Source organism: Mitsuaria sp. BK041 (assembly GCF_014193085.1).
Taxonomy (GTDB): Bacteria; Pseudomonadota; Gammaproteobacteria; order Burkholderiales; family Burkholderiaceae_C; genus Roseateles.
The window spans coordinates 2275220-2286800 of sequence record NZ_JACHYT010000001.1 but is presented as its reverse complement, the minus strand read 5'-3'; the positions used below and the strand labels follow the sequence as shown (position 1 = coordinate 2286800).

At 70.5% G+C, this 11581-nt stretch carries 10 protein-coding genes; 4 read left to right on the top strand and 6 right to left on the bottom strand.

What is annotated here, in order from left to right; all coding sequences use genetic code 11:
• Nucleotides 1–23: 23 nt before the first annotated feature.
• The 3 genes from FHT38_RS09830 to FHT38_RS09820 all read right to left on the bottom strand — a co-directional run bounded on the left by FHT38_RS09830 (nucleotide 24) and on the right by FHT38_RS09820 (nucleotide 4603).
• Nucleotides 24–2354, bottom strand: a complete 2331-nt coding sequence (locus tag FHT38_RS09830; protein WP_183491578.1) for a TonB-dependent siderophore receptor — start codon at nucleotides 2352–2354, stop codon at nucleotides 24–26.
• A gap of 300 nt (nucleotides 2355–2654) precedes the next feature.
• Nucleotides 2655–3701, bottom strand: coding sequence for a LacI family DNA-binding transcriptional regulator (locus FHT38_RS09825; protein ID WP_255488646.1), 1047 nt, complete (start codon nucleotides 3699–3701; stop codon nucleotides 2655–2657).
• Between the two features lie 122 nt (nucleotides 3702–3823).
• Nucleotides 3824–4603 carry a GH12 family glycosyl hydrolase domain-containing protein gene (locus FHT38_RS09820; protein ID WP_183479473.1) on the bottom strand — a complete coding sequence of 260 codons (780 nt, stop codon included), beginning with the start codon at nucleotides 4601–4603 and terminating at the stop codon, nucleotides 3824–3826.
• 284 nt (nucleotides 4604–4887) lie between these two features.
• Here FHT38_RS09820 and yqhD point away from each other — a divergent pair, with 284 nt between their 5' ends.
• On the top strand, nucleotides 4888–6051 hold the full coding sequence (gene yqhD / locus FHT38_RS09815; RefSeq protein ID WP_183491576.1) for an alcohol dehydrogenase: 1164 nt from the start codon (nucleotides 4888–4890) through the stop codon (nucleotides 6049–6051).
• 70 nt (nucleotides 6052–6121) lie between these two features.
• Entirely contained in the window at nucleotides 6122–7027 is a 906-nt protein-coding gene (locus FHT38_RS09810) for an AraC family transcriptional regulator (protein WP_183491574.1), read from the top strand.
• Nucleotides 7028–7052: 25 nt separating this feature from the next.
• On the opposite strand, the gene FHT38_RS09805 is transcribed toward FHT38_RS09810, so the two are convergent.
• Nucleotides 7053–7844 (bottom strand): hypothetical protein, encoded by a 792-nt coding sequence (locus FHT38_RS09805; protein ID WP_183491572.1) that lies wholly within the window; start codon nucleotides 7842–7844, stop codon nucleotides 7053–7055.
• Nucleotides 7845–7946: 102 nt separating this feature from the next.
• On the bottom strand, nucleotides 7947–9389 hold the full coding sequence (locus FHT38_RS09800) for a S8 family serine peptidase (protein WP_183491570.1): 1443 nt from the start codon (nucleotides 9387–9389) through the stop codon (nucleotides 7947–7949).
• Nucleotides 9390–9460: 71 nt separating this feature from the next.
• Between FHT38_RS09800 and FHT38_RS09795 the strand changes: the two genes are divergently transcribed.
• On the top strand, nucleotides 9461–9958 hold the full coding sequence (locus tag FHT38_RS09795) for an RNA polymerase sigma factor (protein ID WP_221213752.1): 498 nt from the start codon (nucleotides 9461–9463) through the stop codon (nucleotides 9956–9958).
• Between the two features lie 7 nt (nucleotides 9959–9965).
• Nucleotides 9966–10958 carry a hypothetical protein gene (locus FHT38_RS09790; RefSeq protein WP_183491568.1) on the top strand — a complete coding sequence of 331 codons (993 nt, stop codon included), beginning with the start codon at nucleotides 9966–9968 and terminating at the stop codon, nucleotides 10956–10958.
• A 154-nt stretch (nucleotides 10959–11112) separates the two neighbouring features.
• On the opposite strand, the gene FHT38_RS09785 is transcribed toward FHT38_RS09790, so the two are convergent.
• Nucleotides 11113–11427 (bottom strand): hemagglutinin repeat-containing protein, encoded by a 315-nt coding sequence (locus tag FHT38_RS09785; RefSeq protein WP_183491566.1) that lies wholly within the window; start codon nucleotides 11425–11427, stop codon nucleotides 11113–11115.
• Between the last annotated feature and the right edge of the window lie 154 nt (nucleotides 11428–11581).

The window sequence follows — 11581 nt, the reverse complement described above, 5'->3', positions numbered from 1 at the left end:
GTCGGATCGTGCATGCGCGGACCTCAGAAGTCGATCTTCAGCGTGGCGCGCAGCGTGCGGCCATTGAGCGCCCGGGCGGCGTGGCCGTCCCCCTCGATCTCGGTGTAGGCCAGCTTGTCGAACACGTTGTTGGCCGACAGGCCCAGCATGATCTTCTCCGTCAGCGCGTAGTTCACGAAGGCATTGACCACGGCATAAGCCTTCATCGTGATGGTGTTGGCATCGTCGCCGTAGGACTTGCCGGAGCCCACCACCGCCGCACCCAGTTCGAGGTCGCCGATGGTGTACGACGGCGCCAGCTGCCACACCAGCGCGGCCTGCCGGCGCGGCTTGTTGCCCACCAGCGCCGGGTCGTTGGCGCTGCGGATGCGGGCATGGGTCCAGGTCGCGCCGGCGGTCAGCCGCCACGGGCCGCTCGTGTACGCGCTTTCCAGCTCCAGGCCGCGGGCGCGGTAGCGGTTGGCGGTGAAGGTCCGCGTCGTGACCTCGTAGTTGCTCTCGTTGGTGCGGGCATCGAAGGCAGTGACGAACAGGCTCAGGCCGGACTTGTCGCGCCACTTCAGGCCGAGCTCGGTCTGGTCGATCTCGTTGATCGCCACCGGCACGGAGCCGTCCAGCGGATTGCCGTAGAGCAGGCGATCGGCGGAGAAGGCCACGCCGTTGCTGACGCGCCCGAACAGCGCCAGGTCGTTGCTGACCGCGTAGTTCACGCCGCCCGAATAGGAGGTGTGGGAGACCTTGTAGTCCACCTCCTGGCGCGAGGCCGGATCCCAGTTGCGCGTCTGGGCATTACCGGCCAGCGTGTAGCCGCTGGCCCGCTGGCCGTCGCGGCGCACGCTCAGGTCGACGTTGACCGGGCCGCCTTCCCAGGCCAGCGCCAGGTAGGGAGAGGTCTGCGTGTACTGCACGTCGAAGGTCCGCGCGCAGCAGCCGCCCCAGGTGTCCCAACCGCTGCTCACCGGCAGCGTCGAGGGCTGTCCGGCGGCATCGACGACGCGCGCGCCGTTGTTGCTGAAGCTCAGGTTGTACTGGTTCCAGAACCAGGTCTGCGCCACCTGCTGCACGCCGTTGAACAGGCCGCCGAGCACCGTCGCCGACCCGCCGGCCAGCGCGAACTTGCGGCTCAGCTTCAGGTCGTTGAAGGTGTTGCCCAGGTCGTCCAGCGAGGTGTTGAACAGCGTGCCGGTGAAGAAGGCATTGCTGCCGTTGTTGCCGTTGTCCGCGGGAAACAGCGCCATGAAGCGGCCCGAGTTGCTGGTGCGGCGGAAGCGGTCCTCCAGCGTCCAGCCCTGGCCCAGGTCCAGGCGGGTCTCCAGCCCGATGGCGAAGCTCTTCACCCGCAGCCCGTCGCGCGTGCTCGTGGTGACGGGATTGCCGTTCCTGTCGACGGTGGTGTCGGCGGGCAGGCCCGAGGTCAGGAAGAAGGCCTGGCGCGGATCGATGCCGGCGACGGTCCGGATCTGGCCGTTCACGACCTGCACCGGCACCGGCATCAGCGAGGGCGTGCGGTCGTCCAGCGCCTTGAGGTTGAGCCGCAGGTAACCGGCGTCGAAGGTCTGGGTCAGGTTGGCCTTGATCTGCCCGCCCTGCTCCAGCGTGCGGCCGGTGGGACGGCCGCCCTCGCCCTGGCGCTGGAAGCCGCCGATGTGGAAGCTGGTGCCGCGCCCCAGCGAGCCGCCGTAGTCGGCCTCCACGCGCCACAGGCGGTGATCGAGGCCGCCGGTCAGCGCCATCGATCCGCCCTGCTCGCCCTTGCCGGTCTTGCTGATGAAGTTGATCAGGCCGCCCGGCGAGTTGCTGGCCAGCGTCGAGGCCGACCCGCCGCGCACCACCTCCAGCCGGTCGATGTTGACGTCGGCGCGCAGGAACTGGTCGGCGGTGCCGAAGGCGATGTCGCCGAACAGCAGCACCGGCAGGCCGTCCTCCTGGATCTGCACGTAGCGTGAGCCGCCCGCCGACAGCGGCACGCCCCGCACGGTGATGTTGGCGTTGCCCTCGCCGCCGGAGGACTCGGAGCGCAGGCCCGGCACCGCGCGCAGCAGCTCGGCCGCGCTGGTCGCGCCGGTCTTGGCGATCTGCTCGCTGCCCATCGAGCTGATGGACAGGCTCTGCTTCATCTTGCTGGTCCTGGTCGAGGTGCCGGTCACGACGACCTGGTTCAGCGACAGCGCGTCGGTCGACGCCTCCTGGGGCGCCGCAGCGGCGGCTGGCTCGCTGGCGCGCTCATTGGCCGCAGCGGGCGCGGCGGCGGGCGGCGCGGCCTCGGGCGTGGCGGTCTGGCTCCAGGCGGCGGGGAAAGCCAGCGAGAGGGCGATCGCCAGCGGCAGCCGGCGCAAGGGCGAGGAAGGACGCATGTCGAGTGTCTCCGGGTCGTTGTGCCGCACCGACCTCGACGTGGGTCGGCGTGGATCGCCGCACTGGTGGCGGCCTGCATGCATTGTGGTCGACCCGGCCGTTCATTGCAATCGATTGCAAAACAGCGGAAACCCTAAGTTCAACGCCATGACGATCGCTGGTGGCACGGCATGATCAGCGTTAACGACCTATGGAGCCAACCGCACACCGCAGCAATGGGTGCAATCGGTGGCCATCAAATGCAATCGGTTGCATTCAGTGTTGCAGAGTGCCGTGAGGCGCACGTCCGCAGTCGAGCCTCAGCCCGTTGTGCGCCGCGAGCTGTCGCGGACGACGAGGTGGACCGGCAGCGTCAGCGGCGCGACGCGCTCGCCGGCGAGCATCTGCATCAGCGCATCGACCAGCGCCTCGGCCGCCTCGGCCACCGGCTGGTGGACGGTGGTCAGCGCGGGCGTGCCGTAGGCGGCGAGCGCCATGTCGTCGTAGCCGGTGACGGACACGTCCGCCGGCACCGAGCGCCCCGCCGCGCGCAGCGCGCGTACCGCCTCCAGCGCCAGCAGGTCGGAACAGGCCATCACCGCGTCGACCTCCCGGTGCGCGGCGAAGAAGGCCTCGATCGGCGCCCGCGCGGCGGCCGGCGCGAAGGAGACCGGCAGCTCCAGCGCCGGGTCGGGCGCGAGGCCGGCGTCGCGAAGCGCCTGCCAGTGGCCCTGCCGGCGATGCAGCACCTCGGGCAGTTGGGCATCGCCGAGGAAGGCGATGCGGCGGCGGCCGGCCTCGATCAGGTGCCGCGTGGCGAGCAGCCCGCCCGCATGGTTGTCGCCGCCGACGGTGCAGTAGAGCTGCTGCGGCAGCTCCGCGCCCCAGACCACCACCGGCATGTGGCGCGCGGCCAGCTCGTTGAGCTGGTCGTGATGGCGCCACTGGCCGATCAGCAGCAGGCCGCAGGCCTTGCCCATCTCGACGCCGCGCACGGCCTGGTCGAGATGGTCCGCGTCGACGCGCGACAGCAGCATGTCGAAGCCGCGCGCGGTCAGCACGTCGGCGATCGCGCCGACGATGGTGAGGAAGAAGGGATCGGAGATGTGCTGGCGGGAGTCGCGGTCGTAGGGCACGACCACCGCGACGGTGCGGTTCTCCTGCAGCCGGAAGCTCTTGGCGCCGAGGTTGATGGTGTAGTTCAGCGACTTGGCCAGTTCCTCGACCCGCCGGCGCGTCTCCGCGTTGACCAGCGGGCTGCCGTTGAGGCAGCGCGACACCGTCGAGACGGACACGCCGGCCATCCGCGCGATGTCCGCCATCTGCAAGCGCCGCCGGTCGGCGGCCTCCCTCTCATCCGATTTCATGAACACGACCTTCTCGAGCGAATCGGGACGAGTTTCGCAGAAGGTCCGCGCCGCCCAGGACGCCGCCTACGATGCCGCAGTGCCGCCGCGGCGAGGCACCGCCCCACCGCGGCGGCACCGGCTCACTTCACGGTGACGGAGAAGTTCTTCGCACCGAAGTTCATGCCGCCGGCCGAGGAGGTGATCTCGAAGCCGTACTGCACATCGCCGACCACCAGGTCGCCCATCCAGCCCAGGTTCTTCAGGTAGTTGAGGATGGCGCGCACGTCCACGGTCGTGTTGTTGGTCTTCGTGGTGCGCAGGAAGGAATACACCATGTTGTTGCCGTTGTTGCCGCGGTAGACATTCCAGGTGGAGCCGCCCACCGAGACGTTGGTGTAGACGGGGATCGCGCAGCCCGCGGAAGTCCAGTTGTAGGAGATCGGCTTGACGTTGCCGCAGCCGCCGGCGGTGCCGGTGTAGTTCAGCCACAGCATGATCTCGTGGGCGTTGTTGCCGACCCAGATGTCGTAGGTCGACTCCCAGGCGCCGCCCGATGGCGTGGTCGCGCTGATGGTGGACGTCAGCGTGGACAGCGAGCTGATCGTGCGGTTCACCGCGTAGCCGATGTGCGGGTAGGACTTGATCCCGCCGGTGTTGGGCTGATCGGACCAGACGCCCCAGTCGGCGTTCGAGTTGGCCCAGATGGTCTGGGCACCGGCGGCCAGGTTGCTGCAGGGCGACCAGACGTCGTTGTTGAAGCCGTAGCTGCCGTAGGTCCAGGTGGCGAAGAGATTGGGCGCCGAGCAGGAGGACGTCGCCGGCGAGGAAGCGGCCCAGGTGGCGGCCTGCGCGCCCGGTGCGGCCGCGGCCAGCGTAGTGACGAAGGCGGCTGCGAGCAGCGTGCGATGGGTGAGGTTCATAGGTCTCCGTGTGTTGTTGATGTGAGGATGCCGTGAAGACCGCGCGCGATGTCAGCGTTGTCAGCCGGCCAATTAATTCAGCCCCCAAACAATTAGTTCAACCATCGGGGTAACCCGGCGTCGGCCGCCTCCCGGATCGGTCCCGCCGCCTTGCCCATTCATCCCCGCGCAAGCAGGAATGGGCAAGACGAAAGCAGTTTCGTGCCTTGTCGGCTCCTGGGCGCCGGCGGAACAATCCGCCCCATCGAGTCGATCCTTCGATCACCGCCACGGAGCCGCAAGCCATGAACAACTTCATCCTCAACACCCCCACCAAGATCCTCTTCGGCCAGGGCCAGATCGCCCAGCTCGGCCAGGAGATTCCCGCCGACGCACGCATCCTGATCACCTACGGCGGCGGCAGCATCAAGAAGAACGGCGTGCTCGACCAGGTCCGCGCGGCGCTGGCCGGCCGCACGGTGCTCGAGTTCTCCGGCATCGAGCCCAACCCCACCTTCGAGACGCTGATGAAGGCCGTCGAGGTGGTCAAGGCTGAGCGCATCGACTTCCTGCTGGCCGTGGGCGGCGGCTCGGTCGCGGACGGGACCAAGTTCATCGCCGCAGCCGCGCGCTACGAGGCCTCGCCGAACGCCTGGGAGATCCTGCTGACCCGCGGCGCCAAGGTCGCCGACGCGGTGAAGATGGGCGTCGTGCTGACGCTGCCGGCCACCGGCTCCGAGTCCAACAACGGCGCCGTCATCAGCCGCCGGGAGACCGGCGACAAGCTGCCCTTCTTCTCGCCCTTCACCTATCCGGTGTTCGCGGTGCTCGACCCGGCGACCACCTACTCGTTGCCGGCGCGCCAGGTCGCCAACGGCGTCGTCGACGCCTTCGTCCACACGGTCGAGCAATACCTGACCTATCCCGCCGAAGGCCGCATCCAGGACCGCTTCGCCGAGGGCATCCTGCAGACGCTGATCGAGGAAGGCCCGCGCGCGCTGACCGAGCCCGAGAACTACGACGTCCGCGCCAACGTGATGTGGAGCGCGACGCAGGCGCTCAACGGCCTGATCGGCGCCGGCGTGCCGCAGGACTGGGCGACGCACATGATCGGCCACGAGCTGACCGCGATGCATGGACTCGATCACGCGCAGACGCTGGCGATCGTGCTGCCGTCGGTGCTGGCCTACAAGAAGGAGCAGAAGCGCGCCAAGCTGCTGCAGTACGCGGACCGCGTCTGGGGCCTGCGCGAAGGCACCGAGGCGCAGCGCATCGACGGCGCGATCGCGGCCACGCGCGCGTTCTTCGAGCAACTGGGCGTGGGCACGCGCCTGTCCGCCTACGGCCTGGACGGCAGCACCATCCCGGCGATGATCGCCAAGCTCCAGGAACACGGCGGCACGGCGCTGGGCGAGCACCAGGACATCCGCCTCGAGGACAGCCAGCGCATCCTCGAAGCGGCCCGCTGAGCCAGCAACCTCCCCACGCGCGGCGCGGACGGACTCAGGTCCGTCCGCGCCCGATGTCCTTTCAGATCCCATGGCGACCACCCTCAACGACACCATCCGCCGGCGCATCGTCGACGCCGCGACCCGCTTCTCGACCGGGTCCTTCGCGACGCCCTCCCCGGTGGCCGGCGTGCGCGTGCTCTACACCGAGACGCCGCATCCCCGCACGCCGGTGCTCTATGAGCCTTCCATCGTCATCGTGGCGCAGGGGGCGAAGGTGGGGCACGTGGGCGACCGGACCTTTCGCTACGACGCGGACAACTACCTGCTGCTGACGGTGCCCCTGCCCTTCGAGTGCCAGACGATCGCGAGCCGCAAGGAGCCCTTCGTCGGCGTGTCGATCGACATCGACACCGCGATGCTGCAGGAGCTGCTGATCGACCTGGAGGACGAGGACTTCGACCGGCCCGCCAGCCTCGAATGCCCCGGCGTCAACAGCGCGCCCTTCACCGAGGAGGTGCTGTGCGCGCTCGAGCGGCTGGTCGACGCGATGGACCATCCGCGCGATGCCAAGGTGCTGGGCCGGCTGATCGTCAAGGAGATCGTCTACCACGTGCTGTGCGGCGACAGCGGCGCGGCGCTGCAGGCGCTGGCCCATCGGCACACGCACTTCGCGCAGGTGACCAAGGCGCTGCAGCACATCGAGTCGAACTACGCCAAGCCCTTGAACGTCGAGCAGCTGGCCAGGCTGGTGAACATGAGCGTGTCCGCCTTCCATCACAACTTCAAGGCGGTCACCAACACCTCGCCGCTGCAGTACGTGAAGAGCTACAAGCTGCACAAGGCGCGGCTGATCATGTTGAACGAAGGCGTGAAGGCCGGGGTCGCTGCCACGCGCGTGGGTTACGAGAGCCCGTCGCAGTTCAGCCGCGAGTTCAAGCGCTACTTCGGCGCCACGCCGCTGGATGAAGTGGCGCGGCTGAGGGCGCCGCGGTAAGCGGCCCGCCCTCGCCGCTTCGGGCTCACTGCCCGCCGGTCTTGCCAGCCTTGGCCTCGGCCGAGGTGCTCGCGCTGCCCTGCCCGCTCACCCGACCGCCGTCCCGGCTGGCCTGCGCCGAGCCCGAGGCCTTCGCGCTGCCGCTGGCCTGCGCGCGGTGGGCGCGCTCGGGCGAGGACGGCGTGGAAGGGGACGCCGGCGAGGAAGGCGAGGAAGGCGAGGAAGGCGAGGAAGGCGAAGGCGTGGAAGTCGTGGAAGGCGTCGAGGTCGAGCCGGTACCGCTCGTTGCCACGGCAGTTCCTTCCGCGCTCACCTGATGAGCCTGGCCCGCCGCGTGATCCAGTTGGCCACCAGCTGCGCTGGCCGCACCCGCGGCGCGGGCGACGCCTTGTTCGGCGCGCTCGTTCAACGAGGTCGTCGCATCGGCGGCCTTGTCCTGCGCCCGTGTCGCGAGGTCCTGCGCGCGGCCGACGCCGTCCTGCGCGCGCTCCGTGGCCTTGCCGCGCGCGGCCTCGACGCCGTCACCCACCCGGCCCGTCGCCTGCTGCGCGCGATCGCTCACCTTGCCGGCCGCCTGGTCGGCGCGGTCCCGCGTGTTCTGCAGCGCATCGCGGCCGCGGCTCAGGTCCGGTCGCTGGCCCAGGCCGCCCATCCCACCGAGGCTGCCGCCGATCTGCCCGCTGGCGCCGCCGGAGAAGCCGCCACCACCGCCGAGCAAGCCCGCATGCGCCGGCTGTGCCAAGGCGCCGAGGACCGCCACCAGGGTGCCCGCCACCACGGGCCAAAGACTTTGGGGCTGCTTCGAAATTGCGTTCATGTCGATCTCCTGGTTCGAGAGCCACGGAACCGTTCCGCGGCCTGCACTGGGAGAACGACGCGGCCGGATCGCTTCTTCCCGGCCAGTTGCAACCAATGGTTTTCAGCGCAGGTCGCCAGCGTTCACGCGCAGCGAGGCGCCGACGAGCCCGACGCCATACACGTCGTCACGTCCCGGGGCGCCCAGGTCGATCGCCTCGCGCGCGAGCGCATTGAAGGCCGACGAGGACGCGGCTCGATCGGACGATGGCAGGCGCGCCGCGAGCAGTCCCGCCACCAGCGGCGCGGCGAACGAGGTGCCGCGCACGGCCGCGTAGCCGCCCCCGCCGGCCTCGGCGGCGACCATGTCGGCCCCCGGCGCGGCGAAGGCGACATGCGGGCCGCGCCCGGCCTCGACGAGCACACGCCGGCGCGCGTCGACGCCGGTGACCGCGATCACGCCGGGCCATGCGGCCGGATAGAGCGGCGGCGCCGACGGCCCGTCGTTGCCGACCGGCGCGACGATCAGGAGTCCCTTGTCCTGCGCCGCCTCGACCACGCGTCGCAGCAGCGCGTTGGGCGGGCCGACCAGGCTGATGTTGACCACGCCCACCCGCATCCGCGCCAGCCAGCCAAAGCCTTCGGCGATCGCCTGCACGCCGCCGCCGGCCTGGGACCCGCCCTCGCAATACACGTCCATCGCGAAGAGGCGCCCGCGCGGCAGCGCGCCGCGGAAGCCGATCTCGGAATCGCCCACCAGCAGCGACGCCACGGCCGTGCCATGCGCCGCGGGCCGGGCCTGGCCCGCGCAACCCTGTCGAGTCAGCGCCACATGCCGCAGCGAGGGATGGGCGGCATCGACGCCGCTGTCGATCATGCCGACGCGACGCTCGCCGGTGACGGCCCCTTCGGTCCCGATGGAGCCGGTCGCGTTTCCGCTGGCGCTGGTGCTCCAGGCGGCGTACTGGGTCGCGCTCGCGCTCGCGCTTGCGCTTGCGCTTGCGAGCGTGGTCGTCGTAGCGCCACGGCTGGACGGCGGCGCGCCTTCCGTCGACGTTGCCGTGCCGGCGTCGACGTAGACATGGTGATAGTCGTAGCTGCCCTCCGGGTCCTCGGCGCGCAGCTGCGCGATCCGCGCGGCCAGCGCTGAAGGCGAGGTCCCTGCGGACGCCCGCAGCCGCAACCAGGCGAGGTCCAACCCATCCAGCCGCGTCTCCTCCACCCGCTCCCACCCGTCCATCGACAGCACGCGCTGCCGCGCCTGCGCCGATGACGGCAACGCGAGCACCTCGCCGATGAACACCAGTTCGTCCGCCGCGTTGCGCTGAAGCTGGTCGGGATGGCGCCGAAGCAGCTGATCGGCGAGCCGCTCGCGCCAGCGCAGCGGATCGACCGGCGCGAGCAGCTGGCTGGTCGAGGTCAACAGCGGCTCGGTACGGCGCAGCAGCTCGCCGCCGGGCAGGCGCCCACCGCCGGGCAGATTGGGCAGACGGACCTGCGCCGACGCGGGCAGCGCCGTGATCAAGGCCGCGGCCAGGCCGAGGATCGGAAGGAATTTCAAGCTCATCGACGGATAACGTCCGGCACACGGAAGAAAATCCGCGCCGCCGTCGTTCTATTCATCAGGCATCCCATCGCATGAGCATATTGGAGTTGCAATCCGCCCTGGCCGCGCTGCTGCCCCGGCTGCGGCGCTTCGCCCGCAGCCTGACGCATCACCGCGAGGATGCGGACGACCTCGTGCAGGTGGCCGTGGAGCGGGCGCTGCGGGCCTTGGACCAGTACGAGCCCGGCACGCGCCTGGACAGCTGGATGTTCAGGATCATGAAGAACGCCTGGATCGACGAGCAGCGCGCCCGCGGCCGGCGCGCCGAGGTGCTGGCTCCCGAGGAGGCGGGCGAGCACGTCGGCGTGTCCGAGACGGGTCGGCACATCGCGCGCTTGTCGGTGCAGGCGGCGATGGCGCGGCTCCCCGCGGAGCAGCGCCTGGTGGTGGGCCTGGTGCTGGTCGAGGGCCTGCCCTACAAGGAGGCCGCGGCGGTGCTGGAGGTTCCGATCGGCACCGTCACCAGCCGGCTGGCACGGGCGAAGGACACGCTGCAGCAACTGCTGGGCGACGGCGACATCGACGCATGAGCGGCACATGAGCGGCGAAGGACAGGACATGAACGGCGCAATGGATTCCGGCCGCGAGCGCGGCCAAGACAGCGGCGATGGCGGCGATGAGGTCGGCGGCGCTGGCCCGGGTCGGGAGCGCGGCGAGCACCGCGAGGATGAGCTCGATGCCACGCGGACGATGGACGATGCGACGCGCGTCGCCGCCTATGTCGACGACGAGATGGACGCGGCGGAGCGCGCGCGCTTCGAAGCGAGGCTGGCGGAGGATGCGACGCTCGGCGCCGCGGTGGCGAGGGAACGGCGCCTGCGCGCGCGGCTGGGCCAGGCCTTCGATCCCGTGCTGGCAGAGCCCGTACCCGAGCGGTTGAGCGCGCTCTTCGCGAATCGCGAGGCCGTCACCGAGGCCGCCGCCGAGCCCGCGCCCGCCGCGGTGCCCGGTCCGTCCGCCAAGCCAGGCACCAAGCCAGACACCAAGCCCATCGACCTCGACGAGGAACGTCGGCGTCGCCGCGGAGGTTGGCTGGCCTGGGGCGGCATGGCGGCCAGCCTGGCGCTGGGCGTGTTGATCGGCACGACCTGGCTGGCGCCGCGCGGAGCGCTCGAGGTGGCGGCAGACGGCGGCTGGCTCGCCGAAGGTGCCCTCGCCCAGGCCCTGGACGCGCAGCTGTCCGGCGCGGCGGCGCCCGGTTCCTCCACCCGCGTGGGCCTGAGCTTCGTGTCGCGGGACGGTCGATACTGCCGCGCCTTCACGGTCGGCGGGGCGGATGCCGGCGGTGCCACGGCGGGCCTGGCCTGCCGCGGCGACGACGCATGGCGCGTGCGGCAACTCGCGACGATCACGGCGGGGTCCGCGTCAGCGTCCCCGACCGCATCGACATCCGCAGCGTCGGAAGCCTTCCGGATGGCGGCCTCTCCCTGGCCGCAAGCGCTGCTCGACGACATGGATCGCCTGCGCGAGGGCGATCCCTTGTCGAGCGCGGACGAGCGGGACGCCATGCGTCGCGACTGGCGGCGCTGAGCGCCCTCAGCGGCGCTTGATGTCACCTTCGCGTGCAGCCCTCGCGCGGCGCGGCGTACCTGCCGGCCGGTCACGCCCCCAGCCGGGACGCCGCGATGGCGGTCGACTCAAGGGAACGAGAAGTTGGTGGTCGTCGTCGCGCCGGCGGTCAGCGTCAGCGGTCCGGCCGTCTTCGTCGCGAGGCCGGAACTGGCCTCCAGCCCGTACTTCGCCGCGGCGCTCGCATCCGCGTCACCACCGCACCGCCCAGTGTCGTATCCCCACCCGACTGCAGCGTCACCGAGCTGCCGCCCGTGATCTGCGTGGCCGAGTAGTTCGTGTCCTTGCCGTCCGCGTTGCCCTTGGACACGCTGGCGCTGGCGGTAAAGCCCAGCCGGTTCTCCTGGCCCAGCGAGATGCCGATGCCGATGGACGCGCTGCTGCTCGAGTCCTTGCTGTGCTGCTCGCTGGTGTTCTGCGCGGCCAGCAAGTTGATTGGCCTTGGAGATCGCCGTAGCCGCGGCCTGCGCCTTCATGCGGTCGTCCTGCGTCTGCGTGACGTCCTGCGTTTGCGTGACGTGCTCGGAGGCCCTGATAGCACTAAGCGCCGCATCCACGCCCGGCGCTCAGCGACACCGGAGCCC